Annotated in this window: 15 protein-coding genes and 1 pseudogene; 4 read left to right on the top strand and 12 right to left on the bottom strand. The window is 38.0% G+C overall.

Translation table 11 applies throughout. From position 1 onward, the window contains the following. Window positions 1–6: 6 nt before the first annotated feature. Entirely contained in the window at window positions 7–645 is a 639-nt protein-coding gene (pcp, locus tag PAND9192_RS08435) for a pyroglutamyl-peptidase I (RefSeq protein WP_087853392.1), read from the top strand. 26 nt (window positions 646–671) lie between these two features. Here the strand turns inward: pcp and PAND9192_RS08430 are convergent, their stop codons facing one another. The 4 genes from PAND9192_RS08430 to gcvH form a co-directional block, all read right to left on the bottom strand. Further along, window positions 672–1,787: an HD domain-containing phosphohydrolase gene (locus PAND9192_RS08430; RefSeq protein ID WP_087853391.1), complete on the bottom strand. Its 1,116-nt coding sequence runs from the start codon at window positions 1,785–1,787 to the stop codon at window positions 672–674. Between the two features lie 147 nt (window positions 1,788–1,934). Next, window positions 1,935–2,612 (bottom strand): hypothetical protein, encoded by a 678-nt coding sequence (locus PAND9192_RS08425; RefSeq protein ID WP_087853390.1) that lies wholly within the window; start codon window positions 2,610–2,612, stop codon window positions 1,935–1,937. 363 nt (window positions 2,613–2,975) lie between these two features. After that, window positions 2,976–5,855 (bottom strand): aminomethyl-transferring glycine dehydrogenase, encoded by a 2,880-nt coding sequence (gene gcvP / locus PAND9192_RS08420; protein ID WP_087853389.1) that lies wholly within the window; start codon window positions 5,853–5,855, stop codon window positions 2,976–2,978. Between the two features lie 22 nt (window positions 5,856–5,877). Further along, entirely contained in the window at window positions 5,878–6,258 is a 381-nt protein-coding gene (gene gcvH, locus PAND9192_RS08415; protein WP_065166716.1) for a glycine cleavage system protein GcvH, read from the bottom strand. A gap of 249 nt (window positions 6,259–6,507) precedes the next feature. Between gcvH and gcvT the strand changes: the two genes are divergently transcribed. Continuing rightward, window positions 6,508–7,626 (top strand): glycine cleavage system aminomethyltransferase GcvT, encoded by a 1,119-nt coding sequence (gcvT, locus tag PAND9192_RS08410; RefSeq protein ID WP_087853388.1) that lies wholly within the window; start codon window positions 6,508–6,510, stop codon window positions 7,624–7,626. A gap of 88 nt (window positions 7,627–7,714) precedes the next feature. On the opposite strand, the gene PAND9192_RS20800 is transcribed toward gcvT, so the two are convergent. The 6 genes from PAND9192_RS20800 to PAND9192_RS08385 all read right to left on the bottom strand — a co-directional run bounded on the left by PAND9192_RS20800 (window position 7,715) and on the right by PAND9192_RS08385 (window position 15,809). Then, entirely contained in the window at window positions 7,715–7,882 is a 168-nt protein-coding gene (locus PAND9192_RS20800; RefSeq protein ID WP_200817796.1) for a hypothetical protein, read from the bottom strand. A 308-nt stretch (window positions 7,883–8,190) separates the two neighbouring features. Then, complete coding sequence (locus PAND9192_RS08405) at window positions 8,191–9,303, bottom strand: M20/M25/M40 family metallo-hydrolase (protein ID WP_087853387.1); 1,113 nt, start codon at window positions 9,301–9,303, stop codon at window positions 8,191–8,193. 247 nt (window positions 9,304–9,550) lie between these two features. Then, window positions 9,551–10,825 (bottom strand): tyrosine--tRNA ligase, encoded by a 1,275-nt coding sequence (gene tyrS, locus PAND9192_RS08400; protein WP_060998458.1) that lies wholly within the window; start codon window positions 10,823–10,825, stop codon window positions 9,551–9,553. 29 nt (window positions 10,826–10,854) lie between these two features. After that, window positions 10,855–12,078 carry an aromatic amino acid transporter gene (locus tag PAND9192_RS08395; protein WP_087853386.1) on the bottom strand — a complete coding sequence of 408 codons (1,224 nt, stop codon included), beginning with the start codon at window positions 12,076–12,078 and terminating at the stop codon, window positions 10,855–10,857. A gap of 159 nt (window positions 12,079–12,237) precedes the next feature. After that, window positions 12,238–14,151: a pyridoxal phosphate-dependent decarboxylase family protein gene (locus tag PAND9192_RS08390; protein WP_087853385.1), complete on the bottom strand. Its 1,914-nt coding sequence runs from the start codon at window positions 14,149–14,151 to the stop codon at window positions 12,238–12,240. 224 nt (window positions 14,152–14,375) lie between these two features. Then, the gene (locus PAND9192_RS08385) at window positions 14,376–15,809 is read right to left on the bottom strand and encodes an APC family permease (protein WP_087853384.1); all 1,434 of its coding nucleotides are present in this window, start codon (window positions 15,807–15,809) and stop codon (window positions 14,376–14,378) included. 1,203 nt (window positions 15,810–17,012) lie between these two features. Between PAND9192_RS08385 and PAND9192_RS08380 the strand changes: the two genes are divergently transcribed. Continuing rightward, a complete protein-coding gene (locus PAND9192_RS08380) occupies window positions 17,013–17,681 on the top strand; it encodes an FCD domain-containing protein (protein WP_234999025.1) in 669 nt (222 codons plus the stop codon). Window positions 17,682–17,839: 158 nt separating this feature from the next. Then, window positions 17,840–19,021: an amino acid aminotransferase gene (locus tag PAND9192_RS08375; protein ID WP_087853382.1), complete on the top strand. Its 1,182-nt coding sequence runs from the start codon at window positions 17,840–17,842 to the stop codon at window positions 19,019–19,021. 214 nt (window positions 19,022–19,235) lie between these two features. On the opposite strand, the pseudogene PAND9192_RS20875 reads toward PAND9192_RS08375, so the two are convergent. Continuing rightward, a pseudogene (locus PAND9192_RS20875) lies at window positions 19,236–19,429 on the bottom strand (transposase); the annotation flags it as partial. A gap of 711 nt (window positions 19,430–20,140) precedes the next feature. Next, window positions 20,141–20,740: a type I-F CRISPR-associated endoribonuclease Cas6/Csy4 gene (gene cas6f / locus PAND9192_RS08370; protein ID WP_087853381.1), complete on the bottom strand. Its 600-nt coding sequence runs from the start codon at window positions 20,738–20,740 to the stop codon at window positions 20,141–20,143. Between the last annotated feature and the right edge of the window lie 3 nt (window positions 20,741–20,743).

Below are 20,743 nucleotides of genomic sequence, written 5' to 3'. Positions count from 1 at the left end.
ATAACCATGAAAAAAATACTAATTACTGGATTTGAACCTTTTGGTGGTGCTGCAATTAATCCTGCATTAGAAGCAGTTAAGTTACTTGAGGGCGTTGTTCTTAATAACGGTGAAATTGTTATCTGCCAAGTACCTGTTACGCGTTTTAAAGCAATCGATGCCGTGATTGAGGCAATTAAATATCATCAGCCAGATTATGTGATCACTGTAGGTCAAGCAGGTGGGCGTGCGGCGATCACACCTGAGCGTGTGGCGATTAATATTGATGATTTTCGTATTGCGGATAACGAAGGTAATCAACCGATTGATCAACCGATTGTTGTTGATGGTCCTGATGGATACTTCTCAACCTTGCCTATTAAAGCGATGACGCAAGCGTTACAGCAAGCAGGTATTCCGTGTCAGGTTTCTAATACAGCGGGTACGTTTGTCTGTAATCACTTATTTTATGGTGTGCAGCATTATTTACGTGATACTCGCATTGCGCATGGCTTTATCCATATTCCACTATTACCTGAGCAAGCTGCACTCACTAATCAACCAAGTATGTCGTTAGCGATGATTGCTGAAGGTTTAAAAGTGGCTGCTCAAGCCGTGATTGATAATGAGCAAGATATTCAATTAACGGGTGGTACTATCTGCTAGTTATTGTTGATAAATTGATATAAGAGCTACACTGGTAGCTCTTCTTCAATAATATCGGGATAGCGGCTTTGAATTAGTGTGATTTTATCAAGTGAATGTAAAATGGCATCAATGCATAAGGGATCAAACAGAGTTCCTGAACCATTGATTAAATACAGTTCAACATCGTCGATTGACCACGGTTGTTTATAAGGTCGGTGACTTAACAATGCATCAATAACATCCGCTACCGTTACTATTCGTGCTTCTAATGGAATATCAGTACCTTTGAGCTGACTAGGATACCCTTTACCATCATAGCGTTCATGGTGATGACGAATAATGTTCAAAATAATATCCAGTTCTTGGTTATTATCGTATTTAAAAGTGGTTAATATGTTAGATAATAACTGGCAGCCTAATTCTGGATGTTGATTCATTATTGCTCGTTGTTCAGCGGTATATATATCAGTTGAGTATAAAATATCTTCCGGAATGAGCGATTTACCGATATCGTGCATATCCGAAAAATGATAAACCGAATCGACAAAGTCACCATTACACTTTCTTCTTTTTGCTAAATAGAGTCCTATTAGGCGACTATATTCAGCCACTCTTTTTAAATGGTTTTGAGTTTCTGGATCTTTATGATGACTTAACAATAAAACTGTTTTAACTATAGAATGGAATGCTTTTTTATTATTAAAATCATCAGTAATAAGCAAGGTGATAAGAATAGAAAAAGTTGTAAAATAATCGACTTTTTCACTAAAAAAATCCTTGACTCTAGCATTAATAAACAGGATGCCAATAAAAGTGTCATTAGTATAAATTGGGCAAGCCATGCTTGAAATACAATTACTTTGTAATAATCGTAAATGAATACGCTTTACTGATGATTGATGAGAAAGCATATTATCAATGATACTTGGCTCTAATGATGTGCGCATTTTACTTAAGCGTGGTGATTGGCTGATTGATTCAATAAATGTTGGAAAATTATCGCCATAAGCAGCACTACGATAAACGGAGTATAAATTATCGTGATCATCAATTCGAGTAACAGCAATCCCTATAATATCGGGGTATGATTTTTGTACTGAATCAACAAAGAGATTCAACCGCTCTTTAAGAGAACGAGTTGAGTTTAAGAATGAATACATCAAAAAATCCTTTTCACAACATATGCATATTGGTTTATATTTGATCAGGAAGATTTGTTTGTATAGTTATTTATTAGCTATAAGCACTATTTTTTACATTGTGGAGTGGAATAGCGCTATATTGACGCTATTCCTATGTCATGACGATTATTTTAGAACGACTTTACCCATTGTATCTGTTGACCAACTATAGCTTTTTTTGTCTTTTCCTATCAGTTTAGCTTGACCGTTAGTGAGTGCGATAAGTCGTGTATTTTCATCATCAGTGAAAATAAAAGATTGATCTTTGATCGATTCAGTTGTCCAAGAACCATTATCAGAGAGACTACCGTCCGTATAAAAACCACGGAAACTAGCGGTGAGTATTTGCTCGTTGTCACCTGATATTTGAACGGTAATACTATTATCGCTACTTAAGCGATAACTGAGAGTCTCGCTGCTAATCGTCAGTGCTTTAAACTTCACATCTTCGTCTGTCTTGATAATAAACCGTGCGTTATTTTCACGAGTAATATCAAGTTTTCCATCAACCAGTGTAATCGCTGAATACTCAGTTTTAGCAATATCGGTAAGATGATCGGCAATATTACATCTTAATGTTGTGAAATCAGCGTTGATCTGTTCTTGTTTATCAACACAAGTGCCTACCACATATAAAACTAATGCATTGATGTCTGTAGAAATTTGAGCGTAATCTTGTTTTTGTTGATCAGTTAGAGCCGAAATATCTAATCCAACTTTATCAACAATAATATCTTCACCATCATTAGAGTTACAGCCAAGCAATGCCGTTGTAATGAATGCAGCTAAAATAAATTTATTCATAACATTTCCTTTGTATATTTATATTGTCGATTAAATTTAAATGTGATTTTTTTAGTTATTTAAAACAACTATATTTACAGGGTAGGTTATTAATAAATAAAATCTATTAATGCTTTTTGCTGTTTATTATTTATTTTTTTAATTGTTAATCATGGTGTTATGTTTTGTGGTGGTATTTTTTGTTGTTGGTGTTTATTTAATGTGGGTTTTTATTTTAATGCTAACTATATGTTGTGGTTATATAAAAATGTGATAGGTTTTTGACTGTTCTTAAATATAAGAACAGTGTCTTAAAAATATAAAAAAGCGGATTAAAAGATCCGCTTATTAATTATGTGAATAAATTAGTTCTTGAGAAAAATATTACTCATCAAGATAACTATCTATTGGTGGACATGAACAAACTAAATTTCGATCTCCAAATACGTTATCAACACGATTTACACTGGGCCAATATTTCGCGGTTTGAGTGTGTGGTGATGGGAAGCAAGCAACCTCACGGCTATAACAATGACTCCATTCAGCGTCACGCAGATCAGCTTGAGTGTGAGGAGCATTAACCAATGGATTATCATCTAAAGGCCATGCGCCAGTTTGTACTTGATTAATTTCCTCGCGAATGGTGATCATCGCTTCACAAAAACGATCTAATTCGGTTAAATCTTCTGATTCTGTAGGCTCAATCATTAATGTACCTGCGACAGGGAACGACATTGTAGGCGCATGGAAACCATAGTCCATTAAGCGTTTGGCAATGTCTTCTTCTGATATACCAGATGCAGCCTTTAATGGACGAATATCAATAATACATTCGTGAGCGACGTGACCTTGTGTTCCGCGATACAAAATAGGGTAATGAGGCCGTAAACGTTCCATTATGTAGTTCGCATTTAATATCGCGATCTCGGTAGCTTGCTTTAGTCCTGCTTCACCCATCATTGAAATATAGGCATATGAAATTGGCAGAATTGAAGCTGATCCGAGTGCTGCTGCTGATACAGCATATTGATTTTCTTGTAAGTGTTGATTATCAATATGGCCTGGTAAAAAAGGACTAAGATGCGATTTAACCCCGATTGGTCCAACACCCGGACCACCGCCACCATGGGGAATACAGAAGGTTTTATGAAGGTTTAAGTGAGAAACATCCGAGCCAATAAATCCAGGGCTGGTTAATCCCACCTGTGCGTTCATATTTGCGCCATCAAGGTACACTTGCCCGCCTGCAGCGTGGACACGTTCACATACTTGCTGTACGCCTTCTTCATACACACCATGGGTTGAAGGGTAGGTGATCATGATGCAAGATAAATTATCGCGGTGTAGATCAATTTTATTTTGTAAATCATTAAGATCAATATTGCCTTGGTCATCACAAGTAACCACAACCACTTTCATTGATACCATTGCCGCAGAAGCGGGGTTGGTACCGTGGGCTGAGCTTGGAATTAAACACACATTACGATGTTGATCACCATTGGCTTGATGATAGCGCTGAATCGCAATTAGTCCTGCATATTCACCTTGTGCGCCAGAGTTAGGTTGTAGTGAGACTGCGTCATAACCGGTGATCGTACATAACTTAGCCGATAGCTTTTGTGCTAACTCTTGATAACCCAATGTTTGTGCTGGTGGAGCAAATGGGTGGAGTTGACTAAATTCAGGCCAAGTGACAGGGATCATTTCAGTGGCTGCATTGAGTTTCATGGTGCAGCTGCCGAGCGGGATCATGCCATGGGTGAGTGAATAGTCTTTGTTTTCGAGTTGTTTCATGTAACGCATCATGTTGGTTTCGCTATGATAGCGATGAAACACCGAATGGGTCAGAAATTTACTTTGGCGACGGCAACGCTCAGGAATAGCAGCAAACTCATCAGTAGCAATAGTTTCAGTATAGTAAGTAAGATCAAGAGCTTGATTGGTGAGTAAATGGAACAGAGTACGAATATCATCAATCGAGGTGGTTTCATCAAGGCTAATACCCAGTTTATTGGAATATTTGCGCAAGTTGATGCCAGCATCTAATGCTTGTTGATACAGGCTATCTGTTTGTTCTGCGGTAACTAATGTAAGAGTGTCAAAAAAGCTGCTATTTTCAATAATAAAGCCATTATCTTGTAAACTTGCAGCTAATATAGCAGTAAAGTGGTGCACACGGCGGCCGATTTTTTTTAGCCCCTCAGGACCATGATACAACGCATAAAAAGCCGCCATATTGGCAAGTAACGCTTGGGCGGTACAGATATTTGACGTCGCTTTTTCACGGCGAATATGTTGCTCACGGGTTTGCATTGCCATGCGCAGTGCGCGGTTGCCTTTGGTATCTTTTGATACGCCAATAACACGTCCCGGCATAGTGCGTTTGTATTGATCTTTAGTTGCCATAAAGCCAGCATGAGGACCACCAAAGCCCATTGGCACACCAAATCGTTGCGCACTACCTATCACCACATCGGCTCCCATTTCACTCGGTGGTGTCAATAAGGTTAAGGCTAGCAAGTCACTGGCAACAGTGACTAGGGTCTTTTTACTGTGTGCGGAAGCAATAATATCAGTTAAATCATCAACCTGACCGTTAGTAGCTGGATATTGTAATAAAGCCCCAAATACATCGTAGTCTTGAAGTTGTTGTGGCTCACCGATAATGATGTCAATGCCAATAAATTGGGCGCGAGTTTTAACCACATCAATGGTTTGTGGATGAACATTAGCAGCAATGAAAAACTGTGTGCTTTGACTTTTACCAGCACGAAGGCACAGTGTCATTGCTTCAGCGGCTGCAGTCGCTTCATCAAGTAAAGAAGCATTCGCAAGATCCATGCCTGTCATATCCATCACTACTTGCTGAAAATTAAGCAATGACTCCAAACGGCCTTGTGATATTTCAGGCTGATAAGGCGTATAAGCGGTATACCACCCTGGATTTTCTAAAATATTACGTAAAATCACACTTGGGGTATAAGTATTGTAATAGCCCTGACCAATATAACTTTTGTTGATAATATTTTTAGATGCGATCTGTTTAAGTGAAGCCAACATGTTAGCTTCACTTTGTGGTATTGGTAATGCCATTGGTTCAGGTAATGCAATTGCCGCAGGCAGAGTCTGCTGAATAAGTTGCTCAATGCTTGATACGCCAATTGTCGCTAACATCTGTTGCTGCTGCGACAGGTTAGGCCCATTATGTCGTTGAGCAAAACGAGAGTCATCACTAAGAATGCTAAGTAATGTAGTAGACGTCATTATTGTTTCCTTGGCGATGGCATTATACTTCAGCGATAGACGCAAGGTACGTGTCGCTATCCATTAGTGCGGTAAGTTGTGACATATCGTCTAATTTTATTTTAGCTATCCAACCACCGAGATAAGGTTCCTCATTGATGAGCTCTGGGCTATCTTCAAGTTCGCTATTAGTTTCAAGAATTTGACCACTAACGGGCGCATAAATATCAGAGGCTGCTTTAACAGATTCGACTAATGAAAAGGTTTCTCCTGCATCGGTGACATCCCCAATATCTGGCAGATCAACAAAAACAACATCACCTAACAATTGTTGTGCATGTTCTGAAATACCCATAGTGATAGTACCGTCACCGTTATCACGTACCCACTCATGGCTGGTTGTAAATTTTAATGTTGTTTCCATGCTTATACTCCTGTAAGGAAGATTGTATGAGTAATAATGTTGATTAATATTGTTAGTATTTACGGTTAAGATGCGAATGTTAATTTATTAATTCAAATTCTACGTAACCGTTTGCTGGTTGTCATAGCTATTTAACAATATTGCGGATGCGATCAAGATATCAAGTATTGGCTTTTCCGTTCCTGTGATGCTTTTGATAGGGTGGAACAATCATTGGATATCGCCTGCAGCTATTGGGAGTAAATCACCATGTCTCAATCTTTATTACAGACTCCGTTATATGATCTACATGTCAGAATGGGGGCCAAAATGGTGCCTTTTGCAGGTTATGAAATGCCTGTGCAGTATAATTTAGGCGTTAAAAAGGAGCATTTGCATTGTCGTGATGCGGCTGGGTTGTTTGATGTATCACACATGGGACAGCTACGTTTACGGGGCGAAAATGCAGCTAAAATGCTCGAAATGTTAGTTCCTGTGGATATTATTGATTTACCTGAAGGCAAACAGCGCTATGCATTTTTTACCAATGAAGCGGGGGGGATTGAAGATGATTTGATGGTGACTAATTTTGGCGATTATCTGTTTATTGTCGTTAATGCAGCATGTAAAGCACAGGATATCGCGCATTTACAAACCTATTTGCAAGCAGGTGTAGAACTTGAGGTTATCACCGATCGCGCATTATTAGCATTACAAGGTCCTAAAGCTGTCGAAGTGTTAGCACAACTTAATCCTCAAGTACGTGACATGGTATTTATGGACGCAATGCGTATTGATCTGCTAGGGCAAGAGTGCTACGTCAGTCGTTCAGGCTATAGCGGTGAAGATGGCTTTGAAATCTCAGTGGCGAATTCACATGCACAAGCACTGGCTATCGCTTTACTTGAAAATGATAATGTTGAATGGATTGGTTTGGGTGCGCGTGATTCACTACGTTTAGAATGTGGATTATGCTTATATGGTCATGATCTTGATTCGACAACTACACCTATTGAAGCAAGCTTATTATGGGGGATCAGCAAAGTTCGTCGCACTGATGGCGAACGAAGTGGTGGTTTTATCGGGGCTGATGTTATTTTAACGCAAATAGCCACTAAAGCCGTGAGCCGTAAACGTGTTGGATTAATTGGTCAGACAAAAGCGCCAGTTCGAGAAGGTAGCCTATTATTTGACACGAATGGCAATCATGTTGGCGTGGTTACCAGCGGTAGTTTTGGCCCTTCAGTTTCGATTCCTGTTGCTATGGCTTATGTTGCGCCAGTGTACAGTGATATTGATACGGTATTATTTGCAGAAGTACGTGGTAAGCGATTGCCAATGACAGTTACTAAAATGCCTTTTGTTGCTCAACGTTATTACCGTGGATAAATGGCTGTAGGTAATCGGTTTTGTTATAACTCATAGTCTTTATTGAGGCGTCTAATTGTACGCCTCAGTACTTAACTATAAAAAATAATTAAGTCATATTATTTATATCTTTATAAACTGATCGAAACATTAATTGAAATCCATCTTTTGTGAGTTCTTTTGCTTCTATTTTTGCCGCTTTTAGACGTCGATAACACTCAGCTAATGTTTTAATAAACAGATCTTTTTCATTTGGTGTTAGATGTTGAATATCCATCGTTAAATCTTCTTTATTTAGGATGTTGCACTCTATATCTAAGATAAGGTGATTGGATATAGAATAGTCGTAGTATGTGTTTAAGCATCCTGCTTGTATTTTTATACAGGTATACTATATACCTTTTTAGAATGTCATGGTAGTGACAAAATTTTCAAAACCGAATGATAAATGTTAATATTATTGATAGATTGTGTGATTTGGTGGGTGTTTATTGTCGATACTGCGACTTACTTGTTTTTATGGTAAAGTTCTATGGGTAAGTCGCTGTAAATTATTTGTTTTTATTGTTAATTTTGTATTTTTTGTTAGTCATTTTTACATAGGAATGTATATAAAAATTCAGTGATTTTTGTCATGTCATCAATAGTAATAAATTCTTCAGTTGTATGAACTTTACTCATCCCTGTCGATAGATTGACTGTTTTTAAGCCATTACCATTAAACACATTCGCGTCACTGCCGCCACCGGTTGATTTTGTAAATGGTGTTAAGCCATTGGCGGTAAATGCAGCCATGATACTTTGCACATGCAGATCATTATCATCAATATGATAAGCATTGTAAGAACGGCTTGATTCGATATTGATTTGAGCACCGTGTTTCGCTGCTGCTTGCTCAAAAGTTTCAATCATATGTGCAGTCTGGCGTTCCAGTTTGGCATCATTTAAAGAACGTGCTTCTGCTGCAAGATATAGTGAAGGCATTACAATATTAGTCACTTGTCCGCCTTGAACAACGCCAATGTTAGCCGTGGTTTCTTCGTCGATACGTGATAGACGCATATTGGTGATTGCATCAGCAGCAACAGTTAACGCGTTAATGCCTTCTTCAGGTGCCAAACCAGCATGGGCAGGTTTACCTGTAATTGTTACTTTTAAGCTTTGTTGACCAGGGGCTGTTGTCACAATCGCACCAATTGCGCCGCCTGAATCTAACACAATTGCTTTTTCTGCGGTAATGTAGCTCATATCAAATAGTTTAGAGCCTTGTAAACCACCTTCTTCATGAACCGTGAACGCTAATTCAATTGTTTTGTGATCACGGTTATCTGCTTGAATACAACGTACTGCTTCCATAATTGCAGCAATGCCAGATTTATCATCGCCCCCTAAAATGGTGTCGCCTTTAGAGCGGATCACGCCATTCTCAATAATAGGCTCGATATCATTACCTGGATTGACGGTGTCCATATGACAACTAATAGCAATAGTGTCATTGATGTTACCGTCTAAACGCGCATAAATATTAAAGCCGTTAGATACTGCTTCTGGCACAGGTAAACGATGAACAGTAAACCCTAATTCACCTAATTGTTCTGCAAGGGTTTCAGCAATGGCTTTTTCATTGCGTGACTCACTGTTGATTTTGATCAGTTCAATAAAGTGGTTAATAAGACGTTGTTGATTAATAGTTGACATAATTTAGCTTCACATTGGTATGGAATGCTATGACTGTAAACGCAAACGGAAGAGTAGGGGTTGGGGTTAAATCAAATTAAGTGGCAATTTATTAATAAAAATATCAAATTGTGTTAGCGGTATCGTGTTTATGGGAAAGAATTGAGATGCGAGATGCTTGTTATTAGTAATAAAAAACCACCGCTATAATTAGTAACGGTGGTTTTTAGTGTTATCTATAATCAAGATAACAATTATCCGTTAAGGATTAACCCCAAACGATAAGGCTGTAGTTTTTCTTACCACGACGGATAAGTGTGTAACGACCAAACAGTTTGTCAGCATCTTGGAAAGCGTAGTAAGCATCACTTACTTTTTCGCCGTTAACCATGATTGCATTTGACGAAATGTGAGTTTTCGCTTGGCTACGAGATGTTGCAAGTTCAGCGTTAACAAGTACTTGTTGAAGATCGTCTTCACCAGATGCTTGTGCTGTTGGCATGCCATCTTGTGCTAGTTGCGCAAAATCAGATTCTGATAAGTGCTCAAGGTCATTTTCAAATAGGCAACGAGTAATGTTCTGCGCTGCTGCTAATTGCTCTTCACCGTGTACTAGTGCCGTTGCTTTTTCTGCAAGAATACGTTGTGCCTGAGGTGCTTTGCCGCTGTTACGATCATCTTCTTCGATCTGTTGAATTTCTTCTTCAGAAAGGAAAGTAAAGAAACGTAGGAAACGGTATACGTCAGCATCTGCGGTGTTCATCCAGAATTGGTAGAACTTATATGGGCTAGTTTTGCTTGGATCTAACCAAACAGCGCCGCCTTCAGTTTTACCAAACTTAGTACCATCAGACTTAGTAATTAGCGGTACAGTCATACCGAATACTTGCTGTTGGTTCATACGACGAGTTAGATCGATACCCGCAGTGATGTTACCCCACTGGTCAGAACCACCGATTTGCAGTTCCATACCCATGTCTTTGTTCATGCTTGCAAAGTCATAAGACTGTAGCAAGCTGTAAGCGAACTCAGTAAAAGAGATACCTACTTCGTCACGATTAATACGTTGCTTAACAGATTCTTTGCTGATCATTTGGTTTACAGAAAAGTGCTTACCAATATCACGTAAGAATGTTAGGACATCCATATTACCAAACCAGTCATGGTTGTTTACCATGCGAGCAGGGTTTGTTGCATTGTCAAAATCAAGGAAAGGAGAAACTTGACGTTGGATTTTAGTAACCCAGTCTGCAACAATATCTAAAGTGTTAAGTGAACGCTCAGTCGCTTTAAAGCTTGGATCACCAATCATACCGGTAGCGCCGCCAACCAAGGCTACTGGATTATGACCCGCTTCTTGGAAGCGCTTAAGGCAAAGTAGAGGTACCAGATGACCTAGGTGTAAACTATCTGCCGTTGGATCAAAGCCGCAATATAATGTAATCGGACCCTTCGCTAAACGTTCGCTTAAAGCTTCTTCATCCGTAATTTGAGCGATCAGACCGCGATCTTTAAGCTCCTGAATTAAATTCAAATGATTCATGTGTTCTCCAATAATCATTTTATTTACGTTTATTTAAAAATAGGTACGGCATTATTCAATGTCAGTATCTGGTTTATTATGACTTGTAGACCAATAAATCCTACAACAAATAACGCTATATTATTTGTCGCTACATTATATTCAATTTGATGTTGTTTACCACGAAGTTTTCTAAGGGCAAGCACAGGAAACAGAATTGCTAGGATTGTTAAGAAAATTGCTGCGGCACCTAAAGCTGGAACAAAGCCATTAGGATACACAAGCGTGAAAACCAAAGGTGGCAAGTAGCACAGTACAGCAGTCATTAATCTGTCTATGGTATTATTACCACGTTTAAAGGTGCTTGCCAATGAATCAAATAAGCCTAATGAAACACATAGATAGGAAGTGAACATCGCGATGGATGAGAAAGCACCAATTAAGTAAATAATGTTGTTATTTTGAATAAATATCTGCATTTGTTGAAGCATAACGCCAACACTTGAGCCGTGTTGTGCAACATATTGAAAACTATGGTTACCAAATCGAGGTAACGAGCCCAACATGCTAATTTCCCAAATAATATAAACAACGAGGGGAAGTAAACCGCCAGCTACAAAAATATTACGCAGTGTTTTAGGTTTATCACGGCCAATATATTTAACCATACTTGGAACACTGCCATGAAAACCAAATGCAGTAATAAAGACAGGGATCGCAGCAAAGGCATATTTTGCTGAATCATGATCGTTGACTAAAAAATGACCATGAAGGTAGGGGATAATCGTAGTAACAAGAATAAAGAAAATAACGATATTACTGGTAAATAATACTCGATTGGCAATATCAACCGCTTTGGTGCTGATAAATACAATGGTAGCAATGATTATTGTGAATATGATTGCAATGGTATGTGATGATACCGATATATGAAAATAATCGGTGAAATCATTTTTATATATAGAAGAAGCACCTGCTATATAAGCACACGATAATGCATATAGTAATAACAGTAGTGATATATTAATTACCCACTTACCAGGCTTGCCAAATAAATCATAAGCAATGGCTTCAAGGCCTGTACCTTCAGGGTAATTAAGACAAACTTCTAATAGCATTAATCCGGTATAGGTCATTATTGCCCATAAAACGGTTAATAATAAAATAGTGTTATAAATGCCTAACCCTGCGGAAATTAAGGGTAAAGCAAGCATTCCAGCACCTAACATGGTTCCTGAAATAAGCAGCGTCGCGCCAATAGACTTTACATTCATGACGATTGTCCTGTGAATAGTACCTAATAGTTACCAAGGTATTAGGCAATAAGAACTTAACCGTCGATAATAAATAATCGACGATAATTAATTAAAATATAAATTGGTTTCATTGTTATAAAAAAACGCCAGTCATATAGACTGGCGCTGTATTCCTTATTAAGCAGCGGTATGTGCTAATTTTTGTTTATTTTCTTCATCAATAATTTCACTTAGAAGACTTGTGAATACATCACGAAGGTTATTCCAGTAATTATTAAAGCGAATTTCATCACGTAGGAAGTGAGTCATTACCGCTGAACGAAGAATATATACAGAACCAACAGTGTTCCACTCATTGTCACTAAAGCCACGGCTTTCTGCATAGAGACGTGGAGTTTGACCGTATTCTTCTTCTGATAGAGAAGTAGAAGAGGTTAGGAAGTCTTTAGTATAAGTACGACCTGTTGCGTAAGAGCATAGTTCGTAAATGCGTTGGTTTAGTTTGTTATGTGCCTCTAAGCTATCGTTACCGATTTCTTTGAAAGTAAAGTCAACCATATGGAAGTCTGGGTGCATAAGAGGACGAACCTCAAAACGACGACCATCAACAACAAATGGTTCAGCAGTTGCTAGTTTTTTCGCAAACCAATCAGCAGTTACAATACCACGGCCAATAACATGACCATAACCACTGATGTTTAGTGGTACTAGACGGTGAGCGGCCCATACTGCGGCAGCTGTTGCACCGGCTTTTGAACCTTCCATGATAGAAGAACCAAGTACTACTTGCTTATCTTCTTCATTATCATCACCCGCTTCTTCAAATACATAAGCTGCGTGGTAAGAAATTAAATCTACAATACGCTTGTCTTTCATTGCAACAGCACCTGCTGCATATTGAATGAAACCAACTTTATGTGGATCGACAGTAATTGAATCTGCTTCAGACATTGCTGCAAACGCATCGTATACTGCACGTTTTGGCCATACAACACCTTCAGGGATCACATCATCGTTACGATAACGCTCGATCAGTGCATCGTATTCCATGAATTGGTTATCATCATCAAGGAACATTGAACGTACGTAACCACCGTATGCTGCATCAACGTGAACATAGAAAGATGCGCCGTATTTCTCTTCACACTCTTGACGAAGTTTGATCACTTCATGAACAGCATCAATAGAACCTTCTTCAGTGGTACCTACTACAGATACCATACCAAGAATTGGTGTGCCTTCTTCCATTAGTTTGAACGTTACTTCGCGCATTTTTTCAACGTCAGTACGGTAATTTCCGTCAACGTCTAGTGGAACAATGTGCTCTTGACCTAGGCCAAGTACGTCCATTGCTTTCATCCATGAATAGTGCTTAGAACGAGGCACTAAGAATTTACCTAGTTTACCAGCATCAACCCCGACACCACGTGCAGTTAATGCACGTACTTCTTCAAAAATACCGCGTTTTTTCAATTCATCTGTTAAATCAAGAATCTCTTTAGATTTCATATTCAGTAGCTGATGTTCAGTCATACCTTCAACAAGATCTTTTGATTTCTCACAAGCAGCAATTGCTAGTGGCATTGTTTTAAGGTTACGTGCAACCCAAACACCTTCGTAGTTCGCAACAGTACCGCCTGAAGTGATATGTGCCCATGATTTGTTTACATCGTAGCCAAACATGCGGCATAGGTCATGACCTGCAGCCAACTCAAGTTCTGTCGTCACAGGAGAAGCTTCGTGCGCACAGTTATTTGGGTTGTAAAGCATGGTCATCACGTATGCAAGGTTTGACACCATTAATGTATCAGCATTCATGTGGCCAAGGTAACGAGGAGAGAACCATGGCACTGACTTTGTTTTAAGGCGTGCTGATAGATCTTGCAAAATACCTTCAGTACGGTAAAGCGTATCGCGGAAATCAGGTTGATGTTGAGTAACAGGCGTCATTAATGGCGCATCTTCAGGGTGGAAATCAGAACGCCAGTGCATATGTTCACTGATTGCGTAATCCATCATTTCTTTGAAGAATACTTGGTTTTCTGATTTTGGACCTAAGAATAGGGCATCTACGTTCATTTTGTCGCTCATAATAAAACCTATTTACTTATTAATAAACGCAATTCAAAAGACGGTTTGTAAGTCGTAATGAATATATTGTTTTTAGTAGTTATTTAATAATTTTTGGTCTGAGACCGCTAAATCGATTGTTATAAGAGAGGAAAGCCATTATTGATAAATCATTAATTTTATTTAATGGCTTTCTCTCTGTTACCTGCGATAGCGTTGATAAACGTTAAGGAGGTTATTGACTATTAATGTGTTTTCGCTGCAACTTTAGCTAATTCTGCTTTGTTTGAGCGTTTACCCCATGCGTATACAATAATTGGAATAATCACCATGATAACTAAGCCAAAGAACTGGAAGTTAAAGTAACTGCTTGCAGTGCCGACGTAGCTTGATGGTGCTTGAAAACCAAAGTAACCCGCTAGTAGACATGTTGCGATACCTAAGCCAGAGCAGATCCACATACCGATGTTGCCACCAGGAACAGTAAAGCTACGCTTGATATCAGGACGTTTGTAACGAAGGTAAATAGCTGCAGAGAACATCAATAAGTAAGCAACGATGTACACTAAAGATGTTAAGCCTAGAAGCATAAAGTAGAATGAGTCTACGTTAGGCATTACACAGATAAGCACACCCACAATTGAGATTAGGATAGCTTGAAGGTAAATAAGGTTAACTGGCACGCCTTGCTTGTTGGTTTTTTGAAGAACCTTAGGTAGTGCGCCAGCGTTCGCTGTTGCTTGTAGACCACGTACTGGACCTAAAACCCAAGAGTTAACTTGACCAGCAAGACCAATCGCCATACAAATTGCCATGATAGGTGTTAACCAGCCTAAACCCCACATCTTGAAGTATGTTTGGAATGCTTGAATAAGACCAGCTGTCATTGAAATGTGTTTAGTTGGAATACCAATGAAGATTGCAAATGAACCCACAACAGACACAATAACCACAAATAATGCAACTAAGAACACTGCGATAGGGTAGTTACGCTCAGCATTTTTAACGTGAGATACGTTAGATGCTGATACTTCCATACCCATTACTACGAATACGAAGCCGATAAACAGTGCCCAAGTACCTTTGTCTGAAAAATCAGGAATAAGGTTAGCTGTAGTTAATGAAAGGTCAGTAACAATAGGGTGACCACCAACAAGGTAGGCAATCGCACATGCTACAAGTACAAAGAATGGTAAAAATACACCCAAGATTACACAAAGAGTAGATACCCAACCCAGTGTTTTAACACCACGCATATTACCTAGCGTACATGCCCAATAAACCACTAAGATTACGGCAAGAATGTACATCTTGTTTTGTGCTAATGCTGGATCAAAAGCGTAAGCGAAAATAGCACCGACAATCATCAAAATAGATGTCATGCCGAATACCATTTGAATCCATTGCATCCATACAGCCACGAAACCCATGCGTTCGCCAAATGCTTCACGAACCCAGATAAAGATACCACCATCTTCAGGCCAAGCTGTTGCTAGCTCTGCTGAAACAAGTGCCGTTGGAATCATAAAACAAATTGCTGCAGCTAACGTTAAGAATATCGTCATCATTCCTGGCTGCGCTGTCATAGGGAGTGTACGAACACTCATAACAACCGCAGCGGTAATCATGACGAAACTAAATACGCCAATTTTAGCGGGTGAAGAATTGGAGCTTGCCATTGTAGACCTCAAAATCTATCAGTTAAGCAGTAAAGACTTAAAAAACGATACTCTATAAATATTAAAAATATCGATATTTAAACTGTCTGTCCGTAAAAATCGATTTTATAGTAATGATCGATTTTACTTTTGGGAAGCGAATTTAGCTGTTAAATTCTGATAGTTTAATTTGCATTTTTAAGCAATTGTCGTTTTAGTGATAGTTGTATATTTAGAGGAAATAATTACTAAGCAATATGCATATTGTGTGCGGGGATGGTGATTAACGTACTAGCCGAGTAACAATGATGGTTATTAAGCTGGCGATAAACGCAGCAATACTAGCGACGAATAAGCTAACAGCAGGCGATAAGATGTACAGTGAAATATAATGGTCATTGGTTTCACTAATAATATTTACAGCGTAAGGCATTGTTATAGAAAAACATATACACGTTATCCAAGCAAAAAATAATATCCATGCGGAATATGATTTGATAACAGTAAGTGTTTTGTTATGGAAAACTTCATAGTGTTTAATAACATAATGTAAACCCAGAAGAGGAACTAACGACCATAGAATGATAGAAAAACTGAATATACTGTGTTGATTATGCCAATTAAACATAATGAGATTAATAATAAATACGCAAATAATAGAATAAATACGATTAGTCATGATAATAAAAGATAAGTTAGGCATTCATGTCTAATATTATATTTTTTATTTAGTATAAATATCGCTACATTGCTCATAAAACAGCATAAGAAGTAGTTTTTCTAAATATAATGGTTAAAAATATAACCTTTATTAAATTTGTATATGTTTATGGTATATTTAAGTGTCAGTAACGGGGTATATATTATTAGTGTAGTCTATTTAACTCATTGATTTTTAATTTTATAAATCCTTGATGAACTATAAATAGTCATTATTGGTATAAAAAACGGATTATTGTAGATAACACGTAATTTGAGTTAACAACAAAAGCATGGTCACGTATTTGTTGTTATGACTATTTTGTGAATAATTACCCATTTTAAGGGCATTAAAATAAAGTGCAATTATTCATAAATAATACGGTTTTGTGGTGTGTGAGAGTAACAAAATTCGGTAATGGTCAGTGATGATTGTGAATGATACCGAGTTTTATGTTTAATCTGATGAAAGACTAGATGGTTGGTATGACTAAAAATAACTTTGCAACCATAAGTGATAGAATAATGTGCCAAATCAGGCACGATATCTTATGTGGTGAGTTTGAAGCTGGACAGAAACTGCTTCTAAGTGAATTAAAAGAGCGCTATCAAGTTGGTGGAACCCCACTACGAGAAGCGATGGTGCAATTATCGTGGCAAAAGTATGTCACTATGAAACCACAAAAAGGGTTTTGGGTAGCAGATGTATCCCTTGATGAACTACGAGGGATTTTAAAAGCTCGCTTAGCACTAGGGCACGTTGCGTTAAAAGATGCGATTAAAAAAGGTGATGAAACTTGGGAGTTACAAATTTTAACTGCTTTTCATAAGCTTAATCGTTTAGATCCAGAATCAGCCTTGTTTGATTATGATGAGTGGGAATTACGCCATAAAGAATTTCATTTATCGCTAGTAGCGTGTGAAGGCTCTGAGTTTATTCGCGATATGATCTCGCATGTTTACGATCAGCAAGAACGCTACCGCCATTTTTTACTCAACGCACGTTTATCACCAGAAAAGCAATACCATGATAACGGTGAACATGAAGCGTTGATGAAAGCGGTATTAGCCCGTAATGTTGAGCTGGCATGCCAATTACTAGAAGAACACAGTGAGCGTTTGTATTCTTTATTGGAAAAAGCACCATCATTAAAAGCATTACTAAACTTACCTGATGATGAAACCATTTGGTAATACCACCCATCAATAATTGATTAAGTTATGAAGTTTAACTTAATCAATTAATCCATTTTGTCTCTTCATAATAAATGTGTGTGAGGTGATTATTTCTAATGACGGCATGAAATTGAAATGCTAATTTGAATTCATGCTTGTTAAATGGAATTTAATTAATGTTCACACAACTCTCTGCGGCACAACCTGATCCTATTTTATCATTATCACTTATTTATAATGCTGATCAGCGCGAAAATAAGATGGATCTTGGTATTGGCGTTTATCGTAATAACCACGGTCAAACCCCGATCATGACGGCAATCTCACAGGCCGAAACCCGCTTATTGCAAACCCAAACCACTAAATCTTATGTGGGGCTAGCGGGAAGCGAAGTGTTTAACCAAGCTATGATTGATTTATTGCTTGCTAATACATCAGCACATAGCCGTACTGTGGGTGTTCAAACACCAGGTGCTAGTGGTGCATTGCGTATGCTAGCAGATCTGCTTCATGTGGCTAATGCTAATACCACTGTTTGGCTGACCGATCCAAGCTATGTTAACCATAAACCGGTAATGGAAGCTGCTGGGCTTAAGGTAAAATTTTATCCCTACTTTGATCGTGTTACTAAACGAGTAAATACTGATGCCATGCTATCGGCATTAGCACAGGCTGGCAGTAATGACGTAGTATTGCTACATGGTTGTTGTCATAACCCTACTGGTGCTGATATTAGCCTTGAAGATTGGCAAGCGATCACAACGCTCGCTAATAAAAATGGTTTTATGCCGTTTGTTGATATGGCATACCTTGGTTTTGGTGATAGCTTAGAGCAAGATGGCGCTGGCTTGAAGTTCATGGCTGACAATATAGAAGAAATGATGATTGCGACATCATGTTCAAAGAACTTTGGTTTATATCGTGAACGTACAGGCGCAGCATTGTTAGTTGGCGCTAATATTAACGATGCTCAAAAAGCTAAAGGACGTATTCTGACCCTTGCTCGTGCAAGTTATACCATGCCGCCGGATCATGGTGCTGCGCTTGTTGCTGATATTTTGACAGACAGTGCGCTAACAGCGGTCTGGAAACAAGAATTGACTATGATGCAACAGCGTATTATTGGTCTGCGTCAGCGCTTAGTACAAACATTAACAGCCAAAGGTTGCGACCAATTTACGTTTATTGCTGATCATAAAGGCATGTTCTCAATGACAGGGTTATCGCCTGAGCAAATTATGCGTTTACGTGATGAGTTTGCGATTTATGCAGTGGGTGATGGACGCGTTAATATTGCTGGTCTACAAGAGCAGCAGATTGATTACCTTGCGGATGCATTGATCGCCGTTACTCAGTGATTATTATTTAATAGTACAATTGAAAAGGTTCGCTATTTGGCGAATGTTGATACAACCATAAGTTGATATTCAATATTCACATAAAAATCAATTGTTTAATAAAAATACAACCATATATTGATATTACTCAAAACAACCATAAGTTGATATTTTCGTAGTATCATCACTATTAATTAAGACTGGCTGTAAGAAAGTTACTTACATGTTTTTAGGTTCATCGCAGCTTTCCGGAGAAAGCTGCTTTTATATTTAAAAAGAAGTATGCTGTATCTCGATACCTGTATCCATTCGCCTGATTAACTTTATCTTGTTATTTATCTCTTCAAATGTTCATGTGTTCAGTGGATAATTAGCAGAATAAATTATGCCATGAGGGTATGATTTAAGATTTCGAGCAAACTCTTGTAATCCCCAAATGAGGTCAGGAAAGTATGATTCATCATGAAAACGGTAGTTTGTGTCTGTTTTTTTTGGGGTGACTAAACCATATCACTTTCTACCGCTTTTTTATTTTAATTTCCCGCTAATCCGCGATGAACCATTTTTATTGTTTAGGTATATTTATGTGCAGTAGCTATTACATAAATTAAATCATTACATTTAATTTAACGGAGCAATAGCATTAGTATTGAATACAGTAAGATTATCTCTGCGGTTTAAACAATTCTAACATTAGGGGGAGCTAGTCATGGTGACTAATTCAAAATTGTACAAACAGAGTTAGGTCGTTAGTCCTGACTCGTGAGTTTTGGATTAAAATATCTATGTGCTAATACTATTTAATATGCTGGTTTATTATCTATCGAAAAACTATAAAATAATGACCAGTTTAACCTGACCACTACACACTGAGTTATCAGCTACCTACTCGGCAGTACACGCTGCAAATAAGCCTTGTAATGTGTAGACATTGTTATCAGCTACCTACTCGGCAGTATACATCAAGTATGTGTGGTTTGAGTTTTTGTCAGAGTTATCAGCTACCTACTCGGCAGTATACTGTAACTAATATAAATATAGCTTGTTATTATCAGATGATTAGATAAAAAACCAATAATATACCCTAAATTTTTTCTAGGTTATAAAACCAATAAATTAGGAATGGTAAAAATAAAAGGGTTAAATTATGGGAACAGATTGTAATGTGTGTGCTGTGTTTGCTAATCCATAGCTACTAAAAATAGGTATATTATTGATGCTGACTTCATTAGTTCTTTGAATGTTTAATCTAAATCCATACCCTTTACTTTTACTTTCTTCTGCTAATGAATGATAGTGTCTAATATCGCATTGTTTGTAAATGTTATACTTCTTGTTATCAAAAACCTCACCTCTATTATGCGCTCTTTTAGCAAGCCTCTTTATCTTTCGATGGAAACCAGCCGCTGACGATTTGTCGATCTTTTGATAACGCTTAAAACATGCAAAGGTACATTCAATTGGAACAATTAATGTTTTTGATATATCGAAGTAACCAAGATCTTGCATTTCTTTAAAGTAATTTTGAGTGAGTAGGTAATCTAATGCCATTTTATCGATGCTTACAAATGAAATCCGATCTCCTACAGTCTCATTACACCAGTTTGGAAAAGAAATACCAATAGAACGAATATCATGACGGTAACTAAAACCATGTAATATATTGATACACTTAGCTGCTAGAAATTCATTATTGCAATTAGTAGGAACAAATCGAATCGTTTTATAGTACCAATCCATAGT

It is taken from the genome of Photobacterium andalusiense, assembly GCF_900185625.1.
GTDB lineage: Bacteria > Pseudomonadota > Gammaproteobacteria > Enterobacterales > Vibrionaceae > Photobacterium > Photobacterium aquimaris.
Note: the sequence above shows the minus strand (reverse complement) of the source record. Positions and strands in the feature narration are given on the sequence as shown.